The 23,772-nt window shown below is 70.9% G+C and carries 20 protein-coding genes and 1 pseudogene; 14 read left to right on the top strand and 7 right to left on the bottom strand.

Annotated elements, in window-relative coordinates; all coding sequences use genetic code 11:
• The first annotated feature begins 50 nt into the window (after positions 1 to 50).
• The 4 genes from AB0M36_RS14345 (at position 51) to AB0M36_RS14330 (ending at position 6,909) form a co-directional block, all read left to right on the top strand.
• On the top strand, positions 51 to 1,832 hold the full coding sequence (locus AB0M36_RS14345; protein WP_364156772.1) for a hydrogenase maturation protein: 1,782 nt from the start codon (positions 51 to 53) through the stop codon (positions 1,830 to 1,832).
• Positions 1,833 to 2,123: 291 nt separating this feature from the next.
• The gene (locus AB0M36_RS14340) at positions 2,124 to 3,920 is read left to right on the top strand and encodes a glycosyltransferase family 2 protein (protein ID WP_364156770.1); all 1,797 of its coding nucleotides are present in this window, start codon (positions 2,124 to 2,126) and stop codon (positions 3,918 to 3,920) included.
• Positions 3,917 to 5,863: a galactose oxidase-like domain-containing protein gene (locus AB0M36_RS14335; protein WP_364156767.1), complete on the top strand. Its 1,947-nt coding sequence runs from the start codon at positions 3,917 to 3,919 to the stop codon at positions 5,861 to 5,863. The genes AB0M36_RS14340 and AB0M36_RS14335 overlap by 4 nt, the downstream gene beginning before the upstream one ends.
• Positions 5,863 to 6,909 (top strand): glycoside hydrolase family 6 protein, encoded by a 1,047-nt coding sequence (locus tag AB0M36_RS14330; protein ID WP_364156764.1) that lies wholly within the window; start codon positions 5,863 to 5,865, stop codon positions 6,907 to 6,909. Before AB0M36_RS14335 ends, AB0M36_RS14330 begins: the two co-directional genes overlap by 1 nt.
• Before the next feature lie 82 nt (positions 6,910 to 6,991).
• Here the strand turns inward: AB0M36_RS14330 and AB0M36_RS14325 are convergent, their stop codons facing one another.
• Positions 6,992 to 8,170 carry a helix-turn-helix transcriptional regulator gene (locus AB0M36_RS14325; protein ID WP_364156761.1) on the bottom strand — a complete coding sequence of 393 codons (1,179 nt, stop codon included), beginning with the start codon at positions 8,168 to 8,170 and terminating at the stop codon, positions 6,992 to 6,994.
• Positions 8,171 to 8,347: 177 nt separating this feature from the next.
• Here AB0M36_RS14325 and AB0M36_RS14320 point away from each other — a divergent pair.
• Together AB0M36_RS14320 and AB0M36_RS14315 are read left to right on the top strand one after the other, a co-directional pair.
• Positions 8,348 to 8,536: pseudogene (locus tag AB0M36_RS14320) on the top strand (DUF2510 domain-containing protein); the annotation flags it as partial.
• A gap of 111 nt (positions 8,537 to 8,647) precedes the next feature.
• Positions 8,648 to 9,124 (top strand): DUF3592 domain-containing protein, encoded by a 477-nt coding sequence (locus tag AB0M36_RS14315; RefSeq protein ID WP_364157731.1) that lies wholly within the window; start codon positions 8,648 to 8,650, stop codon positions 9,122 to 9,124.
• A 133-nt stretch (positions 9,125 to 9,257) separates the two neighbouring features.
• Here AB0M36_RS14315 and AB0M36_RS14310 read toward each other — a convergent pair whose 3' ends face one another.
• On the bottom strand, positions 9,258 to 10,829 hold the full coding sequence (locus tag AB0M36_RS14310; protein WP_364156758.1) for a lysyl oxidase family protein: 1,572 nt from the start codon (positions 10,827 to 10,829) through the stop codon (positions 9,258 to 9,260).
• A gap of 173 nt (positions 10,830 to 11,002) precedes the next feature.
• Here AB0M36_RS14310 and ppc point away from each other — a divergent pair, with 173 nt between their 5' ends.
• Complete coding sequence (ppc, locus tag AB0M36_RS14305; protein WP_364156755.1) at positions 11,003 to 13,798, top strand: phosphoenolpyruvate carboxylase; 2,796 nt, start codon at positions 11,003 to 11,005, stop codon at positions 13,796 to 13,798.
• A 6-nt stretch (positions 13,799 to 13,804) separates the two neighbouring features.
• On the opposite strand, the gene AB0M36_RS14300 is transcribed toward ppc, so the two are convergent.
• Both AB0M36_RS14300 and AB0M36_RS14295 read right to left on the bottom strand, forming a co-directional pair.
• Positions 13,805 to 14,530, bottom strand: a complete 726-nt coding sequence (locus AB0M36_RS14300; RefSeq protein WP_364156752.1) for a hypothetical protein — start codon at positions 14,528 to 14,530, stop codon at positions 13,805 to 13,807.
• Positions 14,523 to 15,179 carry an RNA polymerase sigma factor gene (locus tag AB0M36_RS14295; RefSeq protein ID WP_364156750.1) on the bottom strand — a complete coding sequence of 219 codons (657 nt, stop codon included), beginning with the start codon at positions 15,177 to 15,179 and terminating at the stop codon, positions 14,523 to 14,525. Before AB0M36_RS14295 ends, AB0M36_RS14300 begins: the two co-directional genes overlap by 8 nt.
• Here AB0M36_RS14295 and AB0M36_RS14290 point away from each other — a divergent pair.
• The 5 genes from AB0M36_RS14290 (at position 15,178) to AB0M36_RS14270 (ending at position 19,770) form a co-directional block, all read left to right on the top strand.
• The gene (locus AB0M36_RS14290; RefSeq protein WP_364156747.1) at positions 15,178 to 16,308 is read left to right on the top strand and encodes a hypothetical protein; all 1,131 of its coding nucleotides are present in this window, start codon (positions 15,178 to 15,180) and stop codon (positions 16,306 to 16,308) included. The genes AB0M36_RS14295 and AB0M36_RS14290 overlap by 2 nt on opposite strands.
• Positions 16,309 to 16,379: 71 nt before the next feature.
• Entirely contained in the window at positions 16,380 to 17,294 is a 915-nt protein-coding gene (locus AB0M36_RS14285) for an ABC transporter ATP-binding protein (protein WP_364156744.1), read from the top strand.
• A complete protein-coding gene (locus AB0M36_RS14280; protein WP_364156741.1) occupies positions 17,287 to 18,150 on the top strand; it encodes an ABC transporter permease in 864 nt (287 codons plus the stop codon). Before AB0M36_RS14285 ends, AB0M36_RS14280 begins: the two co-directional genes overlap by 8 nt.
• A complete protein-coding gene (locus tag AB0M36_RS14275; RefSeq protein ID WP_364156739.1) occupies positions 18,147 to 19,058 on the top strand; it encodes an ABC transporter ATP-binding protein in 912 nt (303 codons plus the stop codon). Before AB0M36_RS14280 ends, AB0M36_RS14275 begins: the two co-directional genes overlap by 4 nt.
• A 1-nt stretch (position 19,059) precedes the next feature.
• Complete coding sequence (locus AB0M36_RS14270; protein WP_364156736.1) at positions 19,060 to 19,770, top strand: ABC transporter permease subunit; 711 nt, start codon at positions 19,060 to 19,062, stop codon at positions 19,768 to 19,770.
• Positions 19,771 to 19,827: 57 nt separating this feature from the next.
• On the opposite strand, the gene AB0M36_RS14265 is transcribed toward AB0M36_RS14270, so the two are convergent.
• A complete protein-coding gene (locus AB0M36_RS14265) occupies positions 19,828 to 20,541 on the bottom strand; it encodes a hypothetical protein (protein ID WP_364156733.1) in 714 nt (237 codons plus the stop codon).
• Positions 20,542 to 20,664: 123 nt separating this feature from the next.
• On the opposite strand from AB0M36_RS14265, the gene AB0M36_RS14260 reads away from it, so the two are divergent.
• Both AB0M36_RS14260 and AB0M36_RS14255 read left to right on the top strand, forming a co-directional pair.
• Positions 20,665 to 21,261 carry a hypothetical protein gene (locus tag AB0M36_RS14260; protein ID WP_364156730.1) on the top strand — a complete coding sequence of 199 codons (597 nt, stop codon included), beginning with the start codon at positions 20,665 to 20,667 and terminating at the stop codon, positions 21,259 to 21,261.
• Between the two features lie 17 nt (positions 21,262 to 21,278).
• Positions 21,279 to 21,845, top strand: coding sequence for a hypothetical protein (locus tag AB0M36_RS14255; protein ID WP_364156727.1), 567 nt, complete (start codon positions 21,279 to 21,281; stop codon positions 21,843 to 21,845).
• A gap of 12 nt (positions 21,846 to 21,857) precedes the next feature.
• Here AB0M36_RS14255 and AB0M36_RS14250 read toward each other — a convergent pair whose 3' ends face one another.
• Positions 21,858 to 22,214 (bottom strand): hypothetical protein, encoded by a 357-nt coding sequence (locus AB0M36_RS14250; protein ID WP_364156725.1) that lies wholly within the window; start codon positions 22,212 to 22,214, stop codon positions 21,858 to 21,860.
• 215 nt (positions 22,215 to 22,429) lie between these two features.
• Complete coding sequence (locus tag AB0M36_RS14245; protein WP_364156722.1) at positions 22,430 to 23,719, bottom strand: glycosyl hydrolase; 1,290 nt, start codon at positions 23,717 to 23,719, stop codon at positions 22,430 to 22,432.
• Positions 23,720 to 23,772: the final 53 nt, after the last annotated feature.

Genomic DNA, 23,772 nt, shown 5'->3' with positions numbered 1-23,772 from the left:
GGGTAGTCAAGACTGCCCGATTGTTGTGGTGAATTGTCTGGGGAGGCAATGTGCGGGTTCTTCTGCTCGTGACTGCGTTCAACGGTCTGAGTCAGCGGATGTGGTGTGCGCTGCGCGAGGCCGGACACGACGTCGGAGTGCTGCACGCCACCAGCCCGCAGGACATGATCGACGGCGTCCACGCCGCGCAGCCCGAGCTGATCCTGTGCCCGTACCTGAAGGAGCGCGTCCCGGCCGAGGTCTGGCAGCACTGGCGGACGGTGATCCTGCATCCCGGTCCGGTCGGCGACCGCGGCCCGTCCTCGCTGGACTGGGCCATCACCGACGGCGCGCCCGCCTGGGGAGTCACGGCGCTGCAGGCCGTCGAGGAAATGGACGCCGGACCGATCTGGGCCACCCGCACCTTCGGAATGCCGGCCGCGCCCCGCAAGTCCTCCCTCTACAACGGTCCGGTCGCCGACGCCGCCCTGGAATGCGCGTTCGAGGTCCTCGCCAAGGCCGCCGACCCCGCCTTCCGGCCCACCGCCGCCACCGAGATGACCGTCGCCAAGGGCGCCCGACCGCGGCCGCCGATGACCCAGGCGGACCGCGCTTTCGACTGGTCGGCGCCGACCGAGCAGATCGTCCGGCGGATCCGGGCGGCGGACGGCGCTCCCGGCGTGCGTACCGAACTCGCGGGACTGCAGGTTTTCACCTACGACGTGCACCCGGGTCTGGCCCGGGGCGTGCGCCCCGGCACGCTCGTCGCCCGCCGGCAGGGCGCGGTGCTCGTCGGCACCGGCGACGGCAGCGTCTGGCTGGGACATCTGCGGGACGCGTCACAGCCGGGGATCAAGCTGCCCGCCACGACGCTGCTCGGCCGGCGGCTGCGCACCGTGCCGCAGTCGCCGCTGCCGGCCGGCATCGAGCCGGAGGCGCCCTCGTACCGGCAGATCCGATACCGGCGCAGCGGCGCGGTCGGCTGGCTGGCCTTCGACTTCTACAACGGAGCGATGTCCGCGGGGCACTGCCGGCGGCTGCTCGCGGCATTCCGGCACGCCGTGGGGCAGGACACCCGGGTCCTGGTGCTGCGGGGAGGCACCGACGCCTTCAGCAACGGAATCCACCTCAACGTCGCGGAGGCCGCCGCCGACCCCGCCGCGTCCGCGTGGGCGAACATCAAGGCGATCAACGCGGTGTGCGCGGCCCTGATCCGCTGCACCCGACAGGTCGTGGTCGCGGCGTACTCGGGCAACGCCGGAGCCGGTGGCGCCATGCTGGGTCTGGGCGCGGACGTCGTGGCCGCCCGGGACGGTGTGGTGCTGAATCCCTACTACGACATGGGTCTGTACGGCTCGGAGCTGCACACCTACACGCTCCCCCGGCGCGTCGGCGCGGAGGCCGCCCAGCGGCTCATCGACGCGAAACTGCCGGTCAGCACGCACGAGGCGGCATCGCTGGGGCTCGTCGACGAGGTGGGACCGCGCCACCCCGAGGCGTACGCCGAGTGGCTGACCGCCCTCGCCCTGCGCCAGGCCGACCCGCGTACGGCGGGCCGGCGCCGGGCGGCCAAAGCCAAGCGGCTCGAGGCCGAGCGGGTGCCGCTGGACGTGTACGAGTCCCGCGAGCTGGCGGAGATGAGCAGCGACATCTTCGGTGACCGCTCGGGATTCGCCGCCGCCCGGCGGGCGTTCGTCGGCAAGGCGAAGAAGGCGACACCCGAGCGGCTCCTGCTCACCGCTCCGGCGCCGCACAACGCGACCCGACCGCGGCAGTTCAGCCGGCCGCGCAACCCGGCTCCGGCCGCGGAGCAGCCGCCGCGGCTGCGGTCCGCCACGCCCATGTCCGCCTGAGGACTATTGCCGCGATCCGGACATCGACGGGTGGCGGATGCCGGTCGGCGCGATCGCTCTCTGTAGACATCGAGGGCCAATTCTCGTGAGCGTGATCACGATAGGCATCCAGAATTGCGCGCCATCCGTGTGATCATGCAACTGTCTGTCACCAGCGTCGGTGGCATCCTTGCTGCTCAGATCCACGATGGACTGGATGAGGCTACTTAGCGTCATGAAGGCGAACTACGTCGCGTCTCAGCGCGATGCATCACACACAGTCAATTTTCCACCTACCGCGAGAGGACGTCGATGAGCGAGCCGCGCCCCCCGGCCGACCCGGCACTCGCGCGAGCGCTCCACGCGCCGACCGTGGCCCTGCCGGGCCGCTACGAGTACGCGGGGTACAGCGTGTTGGCCGGTCCCGCGGAGACCGTCGACGACGACGAGCCGCGGCGGGTACGGATGCGGCCGCTCGCCCGACGCCGCCCGTTCACCACGCTGCTCATCACGCTGTTCGCGTTCGCGTTCGAGGGCACGTTCTTCACCTGGCTGATCAGCTCGATCGAGCTTCCCGACCGCGGACTGCACCTGTGGCTCTACGCGGCCACCCTCTTCATGATCGCGGCGACCGCACTCATCGAGCTGTTCCGCCTCGTCAACGTGGTGACCCTGTGCCTCGCCACGCTCTGGGCCCGCGACCCGGTGCCGATGGTCCCGGACGCCCGCCTGCGCGTCGCGTTCCTCACCACGATCGTGCCGGGCAAGGAGCCGATCGCCATGGTGGAGCGCACCCTGCGCGCCGCCCGCGCCATCCGGCACTCCGGCCCGTTCGACGTCTGGCTGCTCGACGAGGGCGACGACGACGAGGTCAAGCGGATGTGCGGCCGGATCGGCGTGAAGCACTTCTCGCGCAAGGGAAAGACCGAGTACAACACCCCGGCGGGCGCCTTCAAGGCGAAGACGAAGCACGGCAACTACAACGCCTGGATCGACGCGCAGGGCGACGGCTACGACGTCTTCGTCTCGGTCGACCCGGACCACGTGCCGCTGCCCAACTTCTGCGAGCGGCTGCTCGGCTACTTCCGCGACCCGGACGTCGCCTTCGTGGTCGGCCCGCAGATCTACGGCAACTACGACAATGTGGTCACCCGGTGGGCGGAGTCGCAGCAGTACCTTTTCCACTCGCTGCTCCAACGCGCCGGCAACCGGCTCGGCGTCTCGATGCTGGTCGGCACCAACAACGCCGTACGCATCGCGGCCCTGCGAGGCATCGGCGGACTCCAGGACTCGATCACCGAGGACATGGCCACCAGCCTGGTGGTGCACAGCGCCAAGAACCCGGAGTCCGGCCAGCGGTGGCGCTCGGTCTACACGCCGGACGTGCTCGCGGTCGGCGAGGGGCCCTCGTCGTGGACCGACTACTTCAGCCAACAGGACCGCTGGTCGCGCGGCACGGACGAGGTCGCCGTGACCTCCTTCGCGAAGTCCGCCTGGAAGCTCGGCTTCCGCCGGGGCCTGCACTACCTGCTGCTGATGTCGTACTACCCGCTCACCGCGCTGGCGTGGATCCTCGGCGCCGTCAATGCCACCTGCTACCTGGTGCTCGGCGCCAAGGGCGTCATGGTGCCGCAGGAGGTGTGGCTGATGCTCTACGTCGACGCGGCCATCTTCCAGATCGGCCTCTACGTCTGGAACCGGCGGCACAACGTCAGCCCGCACGAGGAGGCCGGCTCGTCCGGACTGGCCGGCATGCTGGTGTCCACATTGTCCACACCGATCTACGTTTCCTCGTTCATCGGTGCGATCCTGCGCCGCCGCACCGGGTTCGTGGTGACGCCCAAGGGCGACTCGGCCAGCCCGGACCGGCTGCTGACCTTCCGGCAGAGCCTGCGCTGGGCCGCGTTCTACGTCGCCCTGCTGATCGCCGCGCCGATCGGCGGCCACGTCAACGGCGCGATGTGGGTGTGGCCCAGCCTCAACCTGGTCATCTGCCTCACCCCGCCGGCCATCTGGGCCGCACAGGAATGGCAGCGCCGCCGGGCCGCCGTGCCCGCACCCGTACCCGTGGAAAGTGAGATCGACGCACCCGTGGAGTCCTACGCATGAAGCCCCGCCCCCGCCCCTCGACGGCCCGCCGCCTGCTGAGCGCCGGCATCGCCCTGGTGGTCCTGAGCGTGCTCGTGTTCGTGAACCGGCCGATGGTCGCCTTCGGCGCCGACGCCTACCACGACTTCACGATCAACCGACAGTCCTACAAGGAGAGACACGGCCACTGGTCGCGTCTGGAGGTGCCGCAGGACTTCCGGGTCAACGCGATCCACGCCGCGCTGCTGAACACCGGCAAAGTGCTCATCATCGCCGGCAGCGGCAACAACCGGGACAACTTCGAGGCAGGCACGTTCCGTACGGTGCTGTACGACCCCGCGAAGGACTCCTTCTCCGAGGTGCCCACCCCCACCGACGTGTTCTGCGCCGGGCACACCTTCCTGCCCAACGGCAACCTGCTGGTGGCCGGCGGCACGAAGTCGTACGAGGTGTTGGAGAAGGACATCACCCACGCCGCCGGGGTCATGAAGATCAAGAACGAGGCGCCCACCGGGCCGCGCACCTTCCTGAAGGGCACCACGCTGCTCGGACGGGACGGGACCGCCTACCGCACCCGGGCCGACCTCACGGTGCCGGGCGCGAAGGCGATGAAGCACGGCGACAAGGTCATGACCCACGCCGGCGAAGCGGAGGTGTGGGTGGACGCCGTGCAGGCCGGCGACGGCTCCATCGTCGACCACCCGGCGCAGTACACGGTCGCCGGACTCACCGGCAAGGACAAGCAGAACATCTACGGCCTCTCCGACAAGATCACCCGGGAGAAGCAGGAGTACGGCGGCGACAAGACGTCGTACGAGTTCGACCCGCGCACCGAGCGCTACGTGCGCACCGGCGACATGGTGAAGAGCCGCTGGTACCCGACGCTGGCCGAGCTGCCGGACGGCGATGTGCTCGCCGTCTCCGGCCTCGACGAGTTCGGCCGGATGCTGCCCGGCGACAACGAGCGCTACATCAAGGACCAGCGGCGCTGGGTGGACGCGCCGGAGCTCAAGCGGGTCTTCCCGACGTACCCGTCCCTGCACCTCATGGCCGACGGAAGACTGTTCTTCTCCGGCTCCAACTCGGGGTACGGCTCGGACACCGAGGGACGCACCCCCGGCCTCTGGAACCTGAAGAACAACGCCTTCCAGGTGGTGCCGGGGCTCAAGGACGCGCGGATGACGGAAACCAGCTCGTCGGTGCTGCTGCCGCCCGCCCAGGACCAGCGGGTGATGATCTTCGGCGGCGGCGAGGTCGGCGAATCGGCGGTGTCGACCAAGCGGACCGCGATCGCGGACCTCGACGGGACGAACCCGGAGTACGCCCCCGGCCCGGACCTGCCGAAGCCGGCGCGCTACCTGAGCACCGTGCTGCTGCCCGACGACACCGTCCTCACCACCGGCGGCTCCTCCGGATACCGCGGCGGCCGCTACGGCGACCAGACCCGCAGCGACCTCTACAACGCCCAGATCTACCGCCCCGCCACCGGAAAGTTCGAGACCGCGGCGGATTCCACGGTCGGCCGCAACTACCACTCGGAGGCGATCCTGCTGAACGACGGGCGGGTCATCACGATGGGCTCCGACCCCCTGTACGACGAGACCGGCCGCAACCCCGGCACGTTCGAGCAGCGGATCGAGGTCTACTCCCCGCCGTACCTGTTCCGCGGCAAGCGACCCACCATCGGCCGCAACCCGGTCACGGTGCAGCGCGGCACCACCTTCGGTGTAGCGACGCCCGACGCCGCGCGCATCCGGGCCGCCCGGCTCATCCGCCCCAGCGCGGTCACCCACGTCACCGACGTGGACCAGCGCTCGGTAGCGCTCGACATCACGCCGGCCACCGGCGGCCTGGCCCTGTCCGTACCGAAAACCAAGGGTCTGGTGCCGTCCGGCTGGTACATGCTGTTCCTCATCGACGCCGAGGGAGTGCCGTCGGCGGGTCGCTGGATCCAGGTGCGCTGATGCGGCACGCCCACCCGTCGCACGGCCGATGGCCACTGACCGCCGCGGGGCTGTCCCTGGTCCTGGTCCTCGCCGCCATCGCGGTGCTGTCGCTGCGCGGCGAGGACTCCCCGGTCGTCGGCGGTCCCGCCGCCGTGCGCGCCCCGGCGCCGACATCGAGCGCCGACGGCCAGGCGCTCTACGTCGATGCGAACGGCGCGGCGGCGGACCAGGTTCGCGCCTGGGAACGCTCGGGCCGCACGGCCGACGCCCGACTGATCCGGCGGATCGCCGACCAGCCGGTCGCAACCTGGTTCGCCGACGACAACGCCGGCTACGCCGACCGCGCCCGGCAACTGGTGACCGCGGCGACCACCGCCGGCCGACTTCCGGTGCTCACCCTCTACTACATTCCGGACCGCGACTGCGCCGGCCAGTCGGCCGGCGGCGCCGCCGACGCACCGGCCTACCGCACCTGGGTACGCGCCATAGCGGCGGCCCTGCACGGACATCGCGCGCTCGTCATCCTGGAACCGGACGCCGTTCCCCAGGCCATCGAGGGCTGCCTCGGAGACCGGGCGACCCGCGAGCGGTACACGCTGCTCGCCGAGGCGGTCGGCGCGCTGCGGGCCAACCCGGGCGTACGCGTCTACCTCGACGCGGGCAACCCGAGCTGGATCACCGACCCGGCCCGGATGACCGCCGCCCTGCGCGACTCCGGCATCGCCCGCGCCTCGGGCTTCGCGCTGAACGTCGCGAACTTCGAGACCACGACCGACAACATCACGTACGGGACCCGCCTGTCGGCACTGCTCGGCGGCGCCCACTTCGTCGTCGACACCAGCCGCAACGGCAACGGGCCGGCCCGCAAGGGCGCCGGGAATCAACACTGGTGCAACCCGCCGGGCCGGGCGCTCGGCAACCCGCCCACCACCCGCACCGGAGTGCCGCTCGCGGACGCGTACCTCTGGGTGAAACGGCCGGGCGAATCCGACGGCGCGTGCGGCAACGGCGCGCCGCCGGCCGGACAGTGGTGGCCCGAGTACGCCCTCGCCCTCACCCGATGAGGCTGCCTGGTCACCGACGGCTGCGGCTGCAGTCGCGCTGACCGGGGGTGAGCAGCGGCGCTCTCGGCAGGTAGCGAGTCCCTTACGCCGACTCGCTCGGGCGAAATGCCTCGAACACCTCGCGCAGGTCGCGCGCCTCGGCGACGCCGGCGCGCTGCACACCGGCGACGACCTCGGAGGCCCGCCACCAGTTCGACGCGACGATGCGGCCGGAGCGGATCGCGGCGGCGGCCGCGGCGGCGGCCTCGTCCGGCTTTTCGGCGGCGAGGAGCGCCAGTCCAAGGTCGAGCTTTGCGGATGCCACGCGCCGTGGGCGGGCGCCTTCCCGCTCGAGCTCGGCGATGACCTCGCGGGCGACCGCCTCGGCGGCCGGGTCGCCGGCCCAGGCCAACGTCGTCGCCGTGTAGGCGTGCGCTTTCGCCGGGTCGTACTGGTAGTGGTGCTCGGGGTGCTCCGGGAAGGGCCGATGGTCGGCGAGCCTCGCGACCCGGTCCAGGGTTCGCCGGGTCGCGACCCGGTCGCCGAGGCGTGCCCAGGCCCGCCCTTCCTGCGCCGTCGCCTGCACGTGGGCCGAGCTGTCCCGAGGTGCGACTTGCTGGGCGCGCTGGGACAGTTCGAGGGCTTGTCGGTAGTGACCTGCGGTCAGGACGCTCCATGCCTTTGTCTCGAGGCACCAGGCAACGATCTCCCGATGCTCGGCCTGGTCGGCGAATTCCTCAGCGGTGGACAGGTACGCGTCAGCGGCGACCTCCTGTCCCAGATCGATGTGCAACGTGGCCCGTAGCAGGGCGAGCCAGCCGCCGACGACCAGCAGCCGCCGGTGCTGATTCAGGGTCTTGCGGGCGTCGACCAGCCGGGAGGCGTAATCAAGGTGGCGGCGCACCCGTGGGACGAGCTCCGCCGGCGGGGTGGTGGCGTATGCCATGGCCAGGACGTCCACCGCGCGTTCGAGCCGGTCGAGTGTTTCGGTGCTCACGTCCGAGGCGGTCACCCGGCGGGCAAGCTCCAGCGCCTCGGTTTCGGCGTCGGAGTCGTCCGTCGCGGCGGTCGCGAGCGCGGCAACGAGCACGCCATTGGCGCGCAGGGCGTCATCGAGCCTGCTCGCGATGGCGACGGTGGGCGGCTTCCGACCGGTTTCGAGCTCGTGGAGGTAGGACTTGCCATAGTGCGCGGCGGCGGCGAGATCGCGAAGCGAAAGACCGCGTTCGGCGCGCAGGCGGCGAAGTTCACGGGCGAAGGCGGCGGCAGCGTCGGGGGTCATTCGGTCACGTCCCCGGTCGAGGTCAGGACGAAGAGGCGCCCGACCGCGACAGCCGGCCACCCCCCGTGTCGAGGCTAACTCTCCCGACCAGCTCAAAGGGTGTGGGTAACGCTCAGGTCCGGCCATCGTCTGCCGATGAACTCGATCTGATCACTGAGGGTCGCCGAAGCTCCTTGCATGGCTGCCCGGTCCGGACTGCGGTGGCCACGCCTGCCCGTGCCTGCCGTGACGCTGATTCGACTGCGTATCGCGGAGGTTGTGGTGGCTGAGCCGATGCCGTCTGCCGGCTGGTATCCCGACCCGCACGGTGGGCGCGGTGACCGGTGGTGGGACGGGCACCGCTGGGGCGATGACGTGTCGTACCGACCGCCGGTCCCGTCAGTCGTCCAACCGGCCCATGCGGTTTCCGCGGTGAGGCTGGCCGGTTCCCGGTCGTCTGCCGGAGTTGCGCTGGCCGCGGTAGTCGGGCGATATGCGATGAGGGACAGCGGTCCCCGCCGGGCCGGCCTGTTCGCGTCGATGTTTCTGCTGACGGTGGGGCTGCTGATCGCGTACGCCGGCTGGACGATTGTACGGTCGGACGTCGGACCTCAGTGGATCACGACGACCGCGACGGTCGTGGACGTCACCGAGTCCCGGTCCAGCGACGGTACGACGATGCACAGTGCGGTGTACACGTACACCGACCCGGCCGGGCAGCGGCATTCGCTCACCGGTCGGTTGGGGACCAGTTCGCGGCCGACTATCGGCGCGACGACAGACGTGGCGTTCGATCCCGCGGACCCGGATTCCGCGGTCGTCACCGGCGGGTTGGAAGGACACTCCTGGCTGATCTTCATCGGGGTCGGTGCCTTGATCGCCCTCGTTGGCGGAGTCGCGCTGGTGCGACGACTGTTCGCCCTGACCGCCGGCGTGGGCCTGGTGGTCGGAGCCTGGGCTCGCCGGCGCGCGTGACGCGCGGCCGAGAAAGCGCCGCGACCGTGACCGTCCGGGTGAGGTGGCACCCTGGGGTGCGTCGCGACGGGCGAGCCCGACGGCGATGAGGCGGGGACAACCCGCCCGCGCCCTCGGACCCGCCCGCTCAGCATCAGTCCAGGCCGTGCACCGAGGGGACCTCGAGGGTCCGCTCGGTCGGGGTGCCGCCCAGCCTGATCTCGCGCAGGGCGGTGTTGTTCTTTGTGCTCAGCTCGGTCAGCTTCTGCTCCGGGTTGGCCTTGACCTCGATGTGGTAGGTGCCGTTGGGCAGGTCGGTGATCTCGAAGGACTGGCCCGGCCGGTCCTGGGTGTAGGTGTCACCGCTGCCGACGTCGAGCACCTCGCGCACCGCGGCGGCTGTGTTCTGCCCGCAGGAGCTGGAGAGGTCGGTGTTGTCGGGGCGCCACTTGGCGTTCGGGATCGTGTAGTCGACCGCGTCCGTGTTGGCCAGGCAGAACGCCTCCTTGCCGCTGCGGACGGCCAGCTTCTTGTCCGCGGAGAGCAGGTTGTACTGCGCGAAGTCGGTGAAGTGCCAGTGCCGGTGCCCTTCGCGCGCGTCCCACTCCATCGTGCCGGCCTCGACCGATCCGACCTCCTTGCCCTTGGCGTCGAAGAAGTACTGGTACGCGTCCATCAGCTCGGAGCCGGTGCGCCGGAACCCGTCGACGAGCAATGGGGATGTTCCGGCGTTCCACACCGTGGCGCCGAAGTTGACGAACCACTTTCCGTCCTCCTGCGACAGCGAGATGCCCCAGGCGGGCAGCGAGCGCAGGTCGGGACGCGGGCCCGGGGCGATGCGGGACAGCTTGACCGCCTTCGGCGCCTTCGCCGGCGGTCGGAAGCCCGGCTTGTATGCCGAGATCTGCAGGTTCGGGTCGCCCTCGCCGGCGTGCTCGCCGTGCTCCGCGAGGGCTGCCCGCGCCGACGTGTCCTCGCCGGCTCGGGCGGCCTTGATGCGGGCCTTGGCGACTTCCGCGCCGTTGCCGTCCTCGACCGTCCGTACGGTCAGGTTGATCGTGTGCGTGGCGGTTTCCGCCGGGACCTTGAAGTGGTCGCGGTAGCGCTGGTTCAGCGTGACGGTCGCCGTGTAGCGGCCGTCGACCAGGTCGATCGGCGCCGCCTGCGGGGTGCTGCTCACCTCGGCGTTCCAGCCGGCCTGGATGCCCCAGACCGCGCCCAGGTTGAACGGGTTGAAGCCCGAGCAGCCACGCGGGTAGGGGTTCTCCGCCGGGGCGTCGCGCCGGGTCCGCGCCGAGTTGTAGGAGCTCGGGCAGAAGTCGGTCTTGTAGTTCGCCACCTCGGCGCCGGAGGCGTCCTTGATGGTGACCGTGGTGAAGTCCTTGAGCCCGTTGAAGTCGGTGACCATCCCGGCCGGCAGGCTCACCGCCTTGCGCTTGCCGTTCTTGACGACGTACTGCTGGGCCACGATCGGGTCCGAGTACGACTTGCGGGTGGCGCGGATCTCGAACGGATCCTTGCCCGCGATCGCGTGGATGCCCAGGTCGAGGTAGAGGCTCGCCTCACCGTCCCAGACGTGGCGTTCCGCCGTGACATCCGGCGTCGTGAGGATCAACGCCAGCGGTGGCGGGTCGGCCGCCGCCGAAGCTACGCCCACGCCCGCACCGGCGAGTGCGACGGCCGCCGCGACGGCACCAACCGTCAACAGCCGAGTCCTTCTTGTCATGCTTTTCCTCCCCAGAGGGTTATGTGTCGCTCAGGGAAGCCGCAACGGTGTGAAGGAGCCGTAAGGCGGTATGAGACTTGCCTCAAAGCACACAGCCAGGGCACGGCACGGATACGATCGCGGATGTCGGGACAGCGCTGTCCGCCGTACGCCACGCAAAAGGAGCGCCCCCGGTGACAGACCAGCTCGGCCAGCTCGACCCTGACGGCCCCGACGCCGCCCTGCGCGCCGACATTCGCCGCATCGGCCGGCTTCTCGGCCAGACCCTCGCCCGGCAGGAGGGCAAACCGCTACTCGACCTCGTCGAGGAGGTCCGGGCGCTGGTTCGCACGGACGCTTCCGCGGCGGCCGAGCGCCTCGCCGCGATGGACGTCATGACCGGCACGAAGCTGGCCCGGGCGTTCTCCACCTACTTCCACCTGGCGAACATCACCGAGCAGGTGCACCGGGCCCGCGATCTCCAGCGCCGCCGGGCGCGCGACGGCGGCTGGCTCGACCAGGCCGCCAAGCGGATCGCCGAGAGGGGGGTGCCGGCCGATGAGATCGCCGCGGCGGCCCGCCGGCTCGCCGTGCGCCCGGTCTTCACCGCGCACCCGACCGAGGCGGCCCGGCGTTCGATCCTGTCGAAGCTGCGCCAGCTGGCCGACTCGCTGGACGCCGAGGCCGCGGCCGCGATCCTCTACGGCGCCACCGACACGACCGGTTCGACGCGGCGGTTCGCCGAGCTCATCGACCTGCTGTGGCAAACGGACGAGCTGCGGCTGGACCGGCCGGATCCGACGGATGAGGCGCGCAACGCGGTCTACTACCTCAAGGATCTCTACGCGGAGGCCGCACCGCAGGTCCTCGACGACCTCGCCGAGACGCTGCGCCAGCTCGGCGTCGAGACATCTCCCACGTCGCGGCCGCTGACCTTCGGTTCGTGGATCGGCGGCGACCGCGACGGCAATCCGTTCGTCACGCCGGCCGTCACCCGCGAAGTGTTGATCATCCAGCATGAGCACGGCATCCAGGCCACCGAGGCGGCGATGGACGCGCTCATCGACGAGCTCTCGGTGTCGCGGCGGCTGCGCGGTGTCTCCCTCGACCTGGCGGCCAGCCTCGCCGCCGATCTCGACGCGCTGCCCGAGGTGGCGCCGCGCTTCCGGCGGGTGAACGCCGAGGAGCCGTACCGTCTCAAGGTCCGCTGTGTGAAGGCGAAGCTGGCCAATACCCGGCAGCGGCTGCGGCAGGGCACCCCCCACGTGCCGGGCCGTGACTACCTGGGCAGCGACGAGCTCATCGCCGACCTGGAGCTGATCCGGGCGTCGCTGGCCCGCAACTCCGGGCAGCTGACCGCGATCGGCACGGTCGCGTCGGCCATCCGGACCGCGTCCGCGTTCGGCCTCCAGCTCGCCACCCTCGACGTCCGCGAGCACGCGGAGCGCCACCACGAGGTGCTCGCCCAGCTGTTCGCGCGGGTCGGCGAGGTGGACGACTACCGCTCGTTGAGCCGCGAGGAACGCACCAAGCTGCTCGCCACCGAGCTGACCGGACGTCGCCCGCTGGCGTCGGCCGATGCCCCGCTGACCGACTCGGCCCGCAAGACCTTCGACGTCTTCCACACCATCCGGGAGTCCCAGGACCGCTTCGGCGCCGACGTGATCGAGTCGTACATCATCTCGATGACCCTCGGCGTCGACGACGTGCTCGCCGCCGCGGTGCTCTGCCGCGAGGCCGGCCTGATCGACATTCACACCTCCCGCGCGCGGATCGGCATCGTGCCGCTGCTGGAGACTCCGGCGGAGCTCGACGCGGGCGGCGACCTGCTCGACGAGATGCTGTCGCTGCCGGCCTACCGGGAGATCGTGCGGGCTCGGGGTGACCTGCAGGAGGTCATGCTCGGCTACTCCGACAGCAACAAGGAAGCCGGCATCACCACCAGCCAGTGGTCGATCCACAAGGCGCAGCGTGCGCTGCGGGACGTGGCGGCGCGGCACGGCGTGCGGCTGCGCCTGTTCCACGGCCGGGGCGGCACGGTCGGCCGGGGCGGCGGGCCGACCCACGAGGCGATCCTGGCCCAGCCCTACGGCACCCTCGACGGCGCCATCAAGGTGACGGAGCAGGGCGAGGTCATCTCCGACAAGTACACGCTGCCGGCCCTGGCCCGGGAGAACCTGGAGCTGACCGTGGCCGCGGTCCTGCAGGCGACCCTGCTCCACACGCAGCCGTCGGTGGACCTGTCGTCGCTGGCCCGCTGGGACTCGGCGATGGACACGGCCTCGGGCGCGGCCTTCCGGCGGTACCGGTCGCTGGTGGAGAACCCGGACCTGCCGGCGTACTTCTGGGCGGCGACCCCGACCGAGCTGCTCGGCGCGCTCAACATCGGTTCGCGCCCGGCGAAGCGGCCGAACGCGGACGCGGGTCTGGGCGGCCTGCGGGCGATTCCCTGGGTCTTCGGCTGGACCCAGACCCGCCAGATCGTTCCCGGCTGGTTCGGCGTCGGCACCGGTCTGGCCGCGGTCCGCGAGGCCGGCGGCGCCGACGTCCTGCGGGAGATGTACGCCGACTGGCAGTTCTTCCGCACCTTCGTCTCGAACGTGGAGATGATGCTGACCAAGACCGACCTGACCATCGCCCGGCGCTACGTCGAGACGCTGGTGCCGGCCGACCTGCACCCGATCTTCGCCACCATCGAGCGGGAGTACGAGAAGACGGTGAGCGAGGTCCTGGCCGTCACCGGCCGTGAGCGGCTGCTCGCCGCGCAGCCGGAGCTGGAGCGCACGCTGGGGGTCCGCGACACCTATCTGGAGCCGCTGCACCACCTCCAGGTCGCCCTGCTGCGGCAGTACCGCGACCTGGGTGACACGGAGCGCCAGCCGGCCACCGCCCCGGGAGCGCGCCGGGCGCCGTCGGAGTCGACGGCACTGGAGCGGGCGCTGCTGACGACGGTGAACGGCATCGCCGCCGGCATGCGCAACACGGGCTGAGCAGGCTCAGCGCAGCTCGCTCGCGACCGCGGTGGCCTCCGCCAGTGTCGGCAGTCCTTCGAGGCGGTAGGTCACCGTGGCGGTCGACCAGATCAATGTGGGGGCTGCCAGCCGGGCGGTCTCCGTACGCTGCGTGCCCTGCCGGTCGATGTAGGTCACCGGGTGCGGGCCGGGCAGCCAGATCGCCGTGTCCCCGCCCACCTCGGTCCACCGTGCGGCGGACGACGACTTGAGGAAGGCAGGCGACACCCGGCCGTCGAACTGATCGAAACGCACGGCGCCGCCGCGGAAGGTCATGGTCACCACCCGCGGCGCGCCGCCGGCTCCGGGGTCGGCCAGCTCCACCTTTTCGGGTACGCCCAAAGCGAGCGGAACGAGCACCGGGAACTGGGCGGCGGCTTTCGCACCGGCCAGCGTGACCGGCCCCGGGGAGGGCAACGGGCTGGGCACCGCGGGCAGGGGCGGGCCGGGCTCGGCGCGTACCTCGATGCCCACCACCCGCAGCACCTCGCCGACCGCGGCGACCACCGCCGCGCGGGCCGGCGACACCGCGGCGACCGTCGCGGCCAGGGCGGCGACGCCCGCGATGAGCCAACGCTTCGCCCGGCGCCGCGCCGCGGGGGCCGCGGCGAGCCGGGCACGGACCGCCGCACGCTGGTCGGCCGCCTCGGGCACCTCCAGCTCGGTGGCCAGCGCGCGCAGCTCTGCGATCAGGGCATCGTCGTCAGGCACCGGTCACCTCCACGGCGAGCCGGTCGCGCAGCCGGGCCAGCGCCCGCGACGTCCGCGACTTGACGGTTCCCTTCGGAATGCTCAGCGCCTGCGCGGTCTCCGCCTCGGAGAGGTCGAGGAAATAGCGGCACACCAGCACTTCCCGTTCCCGGAAGTCGAGCCGCCGGACCTGCTCGACGAGCTGTCGACGGCGCTCGACCGCCAGGGTCACCTCGGCCGGGTCGGGCCCGGTCACCCCGGTCTCCTCCACGGCCGCGGCGCGCAGGGCCAGCCCGTCGCGGCGCTTGCGGGAGCGGTGCAGGTTGCGGGTCTCGTTGGCGACGATCGAGAACAGCCAGGGCCGGAACCCGGAGTCACCGCGATACCGCGAGATCTGCCGGTACGCCTTCACGAACGCCTCCTGCACCACGTCGTCCGCGTCCTCGCCCGCACCGAGCAGCACCGCGAACCGGTGCGCGGACGCCGTGTAGCGGACGACCAGGACCTCGTACGCGTCCGGATCGCCCTCGCGGGCCAGCCCGGCGGCGGCCGCGTCGTCGATTTCGCCGACCCTGTTCAGCTCGACACCTCCGCTGTGTCGACACCGCCCGCGGCCTGAGGGTTCCCGGCGGGCGGAACTTTTCCGCGGGCGGCGGTGTCCACCGGTCATGACGACCCGGCGCACCTTCCTCATCATCGCGGGCGCGGCGGCCGGCGTGACCGGCTGCCGCTCCCCTCGCCGCCCCGCCACGGTGGCCGTACCGGACAGGCTGATCGCCGAGACCGCCGCGGGCCTGGTGGTTCTCGAGGGCTCCCGGATCCGCGCGCTGGGCACCCGCGCGGCCGCCAGCCCCGACGGCACCTTCGTGTACGTGGCCGACGAAAGGACCCTGGACGGCTGGGCGCCTCAGGTGGTCTCCGGCGACGGCACCGCCTGTGCCCTGCGGCTGAAGGACTCGCCGAAGGGTTCGCTGATGGTGGCGCGCGGGTCTGACCGGCGTCGCTACGACGTGCCGTCCACCGTCCAGCCCGACGCCTTCACCAGCGACAACACCGGCCTGTTCGTGCTGGAGTGGCTCCCGCCGGAGGATCCGGAGCGCTACCGGGTGCGGCTGATGGACCTGACGACCGGCGCGCTGCAGCCCCTCCTGACCCGCGCCAAGGTGCCGGTGCCGCCGGGAGCGGAGGAGGAGATGCGCGGTGTGGGCCGCCAGGCGGTGCTCTCCGGTGACCGCAAGGTGCTCTACACGCTGTACACCCATCAGCCCGGCCACCGGCACACCCGCGACCTGGTCGCCGGCCGCGCCAGCGGTGCCCACTCGTTCGTGCACGTCCTGCACCTCGAGCAGCGATGGGCGTACTGCCTGGATCTGCCGCATCCGTTCGGGGAGGGCCCGGCGGAGTCGCACGCGATCGCCGTCGACCCGGCCGGCGGCCGGCTGGCGGTCGTGGACGTGACCTCCGGGAAACTCGCCTATGCCCGGACCGAGAGCCTGACCATCGAGCGGGTCGACCCGGTGCCGGCCGCCACGGGCCCGGCCGCCCTCGCGCTGGCGGGCACCCGGGCGTACGTGGGCACGGGCACGACCGTGACGGTGCTCGACGGCACCTCCCGCACCCGGCTCACGACGCCGTCTCCGGTCCGGGGCCTCGGCCTGAACTCCGACGCGAGCCTGCTCTACCTGGGCGGCACCGACGAGATCCGCTGGTGCGACGCGGTGTCCGGGGAGCCCCGGAACCGGACGCCTGTGCCCGGGCTGGGACATCTGCGCCACGTGGTTGTTCACCCTGGGACATAGGCACACCTCAGGGGTGAGTAAGGGTGATCACCTGATCCCCGCGGATGACAGGTCTCCCTAGGCTGTCACCTGTGAGCCTCATCGAAACCCAAGGGTTGACCAAGACGTACGGCGGGCGGGTGACCGCCCTGCACGACCTGACCGTCTCCGTCGAGCCGGGGATCACCGGGCTGGTCGGCGCCAACGGTGCCGGCAAGTCGACCTTCATCAAGATCATGCTGGGCCTGATCCCGCCGTCCGCGGGACAGGTCCGGGTCTTCGGCCTTGACCCGACGATCGACACCGACAAGGTGCGGTCGAGGGTCGGCTATATGCCCGAGCACGACTGCCTGCCGCCGGACGTGTCCGCGGCCGAGTTCGTGACCCACCTGGGCCGGATCAGCGGCCTGCCGCGGACAGCCGCGCGTGAGCGCGCCTCCGAGGCGCTGCGGCACGCCGGGCTCTACGAGGAGCGTTACCGCCAGATCGGCGGCTACTCGACCGGCATGAAGCAGCGGGTCAAGCTCGCACAGGCCCTGGTGCACGACCCGGACCTGCTGCTGCTCGACGAGCCCACCAACGGCCTCGACCCGGCCGGCCGCGACGCGATGCTCGCGCTGATCCACCGGATCGGCAACGAGTTCGGCATCTCGGTCGTGGTCTGCTCGCACCTGCTCGGCGAGATCGAGCGGATCTGCGACTCGCTGGTCGCGATCGAGGGCGGCCGCCTGCTGCGGGCCGACCGGATCTCGAGCATGACCGAGGCCAGCGACGTGCTCGCGGTCGAGGTCGCCGAGGGCACGGACGAGCTCGCCGCCGCGTTGGTCGAGCTCGGAATGACCCCCCAGGTCGACGGGCGCCTGCTGCTCGTGGCGCTGGACCACGAGGACACCTACGACCGCATCCTGCGCGTCGTGGCCGACCTCGACCTGCCGTTGCACCGTCTCGACCAGCGACGCCACCGGGTGGCCGAGCTCTTCGCACCGAGGGAGACCGCCGATGTCTGAAGGCAGCGTTATCCATGACATCGGCTACCAGCGCTACACCGGCCCGAAGTTGGGTCGCGGGGCGGTGTTCGGTGCCGTCTACGTGCACGGGCTGCGGGCCGCGTACGGCCTCGGCCGCTCGGCCAAGGCGAAGATCTTCCCGTGGCTGGTGATGGGCATCGTCACCCTCGTGGCGGTGATCCTGGCCGCGGTCCGCTCCCAGACCGGCCTGCTGCCGCTCAACTACGTACAGTTCGCGGACGCGATGAGCTGGCTGATCATCTTCTTCGTCGCCATCGTCGCGCCCGAGCTCGTCTCGCGGGACATGGCTTCCAAGGTGCTGCCGCTCTATTTCAGCCGGCCCTTGCGGGCCGCGGACTACATCGGCGCCAAGCTCGCCGCGATGGTGACCGCGGTCTGGGCGCTGCTGGCCCTGCCGCAGTTCATCATCTTCCTGGGCGCGGCCTTCACCGCCAAGAACGGGATGTCGGACGTCTGGAACGAGCTCGGCGACCTGCTGCCGGGCTGGGGCTACAGCCTGCTGTGGGCGCTGGTGTTCACCGGCATCGGCCTGCTGATCGCGTCCCTGACCGGCAAGCGCGCGTTCGCCGCCGGCGGCATCGTCGCGGTGTTCCTGATGACCACGCCGGTGGTCGGCGTCCTGGCGAATCTGCCGTCGCGGGACGTGCAGGAGATGGCCGGCATGGCCAGCCCGATGACGCTGGTGGGCGGCGTCGGCCAGTGGCTCGTGCCGACCGCCAACACGGGCCTGCCCATCGGCAGCTTCGGCCCGGTGTACGCCATCGAGGCGGCCACGCTGATCGCCACCTGCCTGCTGCTCCTACTCGCCCGATACCGGAAGGTGGCCGCGCTGTGACCACAGTGGACCTGGCGAACGTGTCCCGCTGGTACGGCAACGTCGTCGCCGTCAACGACGTCAGCATGAGCCTCGAGGCGGGCGTGACCGGCCTGCTCGGCCCGAACGGCGCCGGCAAGACGACCATCCTGCACATGATGGCGGGCTTCCTCTCGCCGTCGAAGGGCACCGTTACCGTCGACGGCGCGCCGACCTGGCGCAACCCGGCCGTCTACCGCGAGCTCGGCCTGGTCGCGGAGCGCGAGGCCGTGCACGGCTTCCTCACCGCCCGCGAGTTCGTGCTCGCGTCGGCGAAGATGCAGAAGCTGTCCGACCCGGCGGCGGCGACCGAGTGGGCGCTGAACATGGTCGAGATGGCGCCTGCGGCGGACCGCCGGATCGAGACCTACTCCAAGGGCATGCGCCAGCGCACCCGGGTGGCGGCGGCGCTGGTGCACAACCCGCAGGTGCTGCTGCTGGACGAGCCGTTCAACGGCATGGACCCGAGGCAGCGCATGCACATGATGGCGCTGTTGCACGAGCTGGGCGACCGGGGCCACACGATCCTGTTCAGCTCGCACATCCTCGAGGAGGTCGAGCAGGTCTCCGGCACGGTCCAGGTGATCGTGTCGGGCCGGCTGGCCGCCTCGGGCGACTATCGCAAGATCCGCCGTCTGATGACCAACCGCCCGCACGTCTTCGCGGTCCAGTCGTCGGACGACCGCCGCCTGGCGGTCGCCCTCATCGGCGAGAAGTCGGTCACCGGGGTGGAGATCGACGCGACCGGGATGACCGTGCGGACCGGCGACTACGGCAGCTTCACCCGCGCCCTGCCGCGCATCGCCCTGGACTCGGGCATCCGGCTGCGCAAACTGATCCCGTCCGACGAATCCCTGGAGAGCGTCTTCTCCTACCTGCTGGAGGCCTGACATGTCGACGGTCGCGTGGATCACGGCCCGGGGCCTCTTCGGCCGCAAACGGGCGCTGCTTCTCCTGCCGCTGCCGATGCTGCTGGTCGGCCTGGCCTGGCTCTGCCAGGCGTACAACGTGGACCCGGCGGAATGGGGCCCCGCGGTGCTCATCGGGCTCGGCCTGGCGGTGCTGCTGCCGGTCGTCTCGCTGATCGTGGGCACGGGCGTGCTCGGCTCCGAGGTCGACGACGGCACGATCGTGCACATCCTGACCAAGCCGCTGCCCCGCCGGGACATCATCCTGGCGAAGCTCGGTGTGGCGGTCCTGGTGAGCACGGTGACGGCCGCGGTTCCGCTGTTCGTCGCCGGCTGGATGGCCGACTCCCCCGCGTGGGGCGGCGCGCTCGTCGCGGCCGCGTTCGTGGGCGCCCTCGCGTACTCGGCGCTCTTCCTGCTGCTGAGCCTGGTCACCCGGCGTCCGGTGCTGCTGGGCCTGGTCTACATCCTGGTCTGGGAGGGCCTGCTGGGTCGCTTCGTGAGCGGCACCCGGGTGCTGTCCATCCAGCAGTACGTCATCACGATCGCCGACAAGATCACGCCGACTGCCCTGCTCGACGCGAAGGTGTCGCTGCCGGTGGCCGTGGTGATGGGCGCGATCTTCGTGCTGGGATCCGCCATCTTCGCGGTGGACCGCCTCCGGTCGTTCTCGGTGGCCGGCGAGACGAGCTAAACCGGCCGGTGCCCGACCTAATCGGCCGGTGCCCGACCTAATCGGCCGGTGCCCGACCTAACCGGCCGGGCGCCCGACGCCCGCCTGCCCCGCGTTTCCGGCTTCGCCGCCCTGCGCGACGACCGCGTTCCCGATCGGTTGGGGAGCTCGTCGAGCGCAGAGGTAGTGCAGGCAGAACTGGGTCAGGCGGGCTCGGGCCTCGGCACGCTGCTCGGGTTTCTCGCTTCCGACGGCCGCCATGGCCTCGGTGATCGCCTTGATGGTCGCCTGCTTGGTCTTACCCGGGATGGCGGCCGGAGAGGCGTCACCGATCCCGTAGACGAGGTCGAGGGTGACCTCCAGCAACTGGGTGTCGGAGAGCTTCTTGGCCCAGTTCTCCATGTTTCTGCGGGCCACCTGGTCGAGCATCGCCGCCGTCCAGTCGATGCCCTTGCCGATCAAGGATGCGGCCCGCCGGGATTCCGCCGAGCCGGCCGCACCGGCGGGACCAGCGGGGCCGCGTCCGCCGAAATCGGCGCGTACCGCCAGCGAGCCGGCGACTCCGAAGATCACGCCGTTGATCAGACCGTTAGCGGTCGGCGACGTGAGAATGCCCAGCTGGGCGGGGAGCCAGCCGACGAATCCGCCGCCCGCCCCGGCTAGCGCCAGGTAGCAGGCGAAGCCGACGAAGAAGCCCTTACGGCTCCAACTGTGCCAGAACTGGTAGGAGCTGAAGGGGAATCCGAACACCGCGAAGACCGCCGCCGTCAGCATTGCCAGGACAAGGGACATGACCTGCTCCGCGGTTTATATGATCTCAGGTCCAGACCCTACAACTCACCGTAGACTCGGCGCTTGCCTATGAATAACTAGAAGCTGGGCATAGACGACTTATCGGGTCGGGGTGGACTCGCGATGGTGGATCAACGACGCGTGTCGGGCCGCCACGCGGGGCGGCCACCGGATCCGGCGTGGACGTCATTGAGCTCCGCCGCCGCGGAGCGCATCCTGCGGGACCTCTGCGCGCATGTCCGCGACCGCTTTCCGGACCGGATCGACGACGCGTCCATCGAGACGCTGGTGACCGACGTCCTGAACAGGTGGTACAGCGGCCCGCTGAGGGACGCCGCGGGCGAGCCGGTCACCGGACTGCGGGCCGACGCCAACCGGGCCGCGCTCGCCTGGCTCAAGGAAGCGGGAACCATCCCGGCCGGCAGCCACGAGTACGACAACCTGTTCGCCGAGACGGTCTTCCACGGCCAGTTCGACGCGACGGAGATCCGCGCGGGGATGCGGGACCTGGTGACCAGCGGTCGGGAGCTCGAGTTCCGCATCGTCACCTATTACCTCGACGTCGCCGAGCTCGACGGCAAGCCGCCCTTGCCCGCGGCGATAGCCCGCAGTCTGGGCACGCCCGCCCGCCAGCTCACCAAGGAGGCCGTCGAGGACGCCCTGACGGACTTCTACAGCCTGCTGGAGTCGAGACAGGCGTGGGGGCCGGGCCCGCGGTGACAAGGCAGGACGATCCGATGCTGCGCATGGTGCGCGCCCTGCTGGAAACCGACGGCGAGGTTCCCACGGACAGCTTCCAGGAGGGGTTCTCCGCGCTGCGCGACTATCTGTCACGGCGGTTCTCGACCCAGCTCGGCCGCGGCGACATCGAGGATCTCGCCGCCGAGGCGATAACCCAGTTCCTGGACGCGGCCCGCCGCGGCCTGCTCGTCGCGGGCGGCAATCCGACCGGCTACCTGCTCAGGATCGCCATGAACAACGGATTCGCCACGGTCAAGAGAGTGGGGGGCACGGCCGATCTGGATGGCGCCGAGGCCGCCGTCACCCTCACCGACACCGACACGGCGGCCCGCTTCGACCGCCTGGCGACGGTCGACATGCTGCGCCGGGCGATGACGCGGGCCCGCCTCGACGGGGACGTGACCGCCGTCAAGGTGGCGACCTACCTGCTCGACCACATCCAGCGGACCGGGGAGGCGCCCAGCAACCGGACCACCGGTGACGCTCTCGGCCTCAGCCACGCCGGGGTGGCCAAGGCGCTGCGCCGGCTCCGGGCCTATCTGACCTCAGCCCTGACCGCCTGACGTCGCGCCGGGCTAACGGCAGGAGTTGTGCTCGGCGACGATCGCGGCGGCGACCGAGGTCAGGCGGTCGACCTCGTCGGGCTGGGCCGGCATCGCCGCCTCGGCGATGACCTCGAATCCCAGCGTCGTCAGCCACAGCCCGGTCTCACCGGCGGGCCCGCTGCCGCTGCCGTCCGCCGTGGCGAGGCCCGTCGACAACAACGCGGACCGCGAACCGAAGGGCAGCAACTGCACGGCGGCCTGGGCGATCGACGCCGGCGCACCGTAGAGGTCTGCGAGGAATTGGCGCAGGTCGGGAGTCAGGAAGCAGAGCGCGTCGGCCGCGGACATGCCGGGGTCGTCTTGCTCAGCGATGTCGGGGTGCATCATGCCGGGCTCCCTTCACGCATCTTCATCACCTGGGTACTAGGCCGCCGGCACCCGCTGTGGAAACCGAAGTTCCGACTTTCTCGTCCCGCCGGGGCGGGCCCCGGCGCGCGCTGCCAACGTGTAAACCCCATTGTCGGCCGCCGGCCCCGCGCCGGCAGGGCTTTCGCCACCCACGTGGCGGGGGTCGAACCCCACAGTGATGGACAAACCACCTATTACGGCAGGGCGGAGGCGACTTCCACCTGGAAGACCGGCAGCTTGCCCAGCCTGCGATACGCCGCCAGCGACTCCGGCGTCGCGTCGACCGACGACTCCCGCCCCTCCTGGTTGTGCGGGGTGTCGAAGTGGACCATGGCCCGGATCTCCGGGAACCGCCGGATCTGCCGGCCCACCTCCCGGTAGAACGCCGCCTTGTGGCCCGGGTTCTTCTTCGACGACCAGACGCCCCATTCCGCCACCATCAGCGGTTTGTCCGGATGCCGCCCGGTTGCCCAGTTGTAGAAGCCGGGCCAGGTGGGCCGGGCCGACGACTGGCGGTTGAGCAGCTCCTCGAAGTCGCCGTGGCCGTAACCGGGGTCGCTGTAGGCGTAGGTGTCGAAGCCGATCCAGTCCACGACGTTGTCGCCCGGGTACATGTCGTTGAACCACTTCTGGCTGGTGTGCGGCACGTACGCCATGTGCACCAGCACCGTCACCAGGTTGTCGACCCCGTCCGCGCGCAGCCGCTCCACGACGTAGCGGAACATCCGGGCGTAGTCGGCGGCGGTGTAACCGGAGCCCGCCTTCTCCTTGACGTTGTCCTCGGCCTCGTGATGGACGGTGAAGAAGAAGTCCTCCGGGAATTCCTTCTTGATGTGGTCGGCGAGCTTGTCCAGGAACCTGTCCGTCGCCTTGTCCCCCTTGGCGATCTTGGCCCAGGACGCGCCCCGCGGCTTCCAGTTGAGGAACAGGATGCGTTCCTTGCCCGGCTCACGGGCGATCGCCATCTCCGTCTTCGTCGGGAAGAGCTGGGTGTTGCCCCGGTGGTACGCGTGATAGACGTCCTGATGCCGCTCGGTCTTCTTCTCGAAGGTCGCCAGCGCCTCCTTGCCACGCGCGTCCGTGAAGGCCCCGGGCGCCACACCCCAGAGGACCCCGCAGGTGGGGACGAGCTTTGCCCCCGTACGGCAGGATCCGGCCGGCGCCGGTGCCACCGGGTCTCCGGACGCGGGCCCGGCGGCGGAGGGCGACGCCGACGGCGACTGCGACGCCGCGCCCGAGGGCAGTGGCATCCCGGGCAGCATCGGCACGCCCGGCTCGGCGGGCGACGGCAGCCCCCGGGGCGTCCCGGGCGCGGAGGTGGCGGCCGGCCCGGGCAGCACGACCGGGTCCGGGCTGTAGGGCAGGCCGATCTGGTCGACACCGCCGGTCCAGGCCCAGGAGAGGGTCGCCACGACCGAAATGCTGAAGACGGTCGTGATGGCGGCGAGGTGCAGGAAGCGGCTGCGGCGCGGTCCACGTCTCACGATCGCCCAGTATCGACACTAAAATCCCTTTTGTCGACTACCCGACGGGTGTG

Origin of the sequence: Actinoplanes sp. NPDC051346, from assembly GCF_040682215.1 — a bacterium.
Lineage (GTDB): Bacteria > Actinomycetota > Actinomycetes > Mycobacteriales > Micromonosporaceae > Actinoplanes.
Note: the sequence above shows the minus strand (reverse complement) of the source record. Positions and strands in the feature narration are given on the sequence as shown.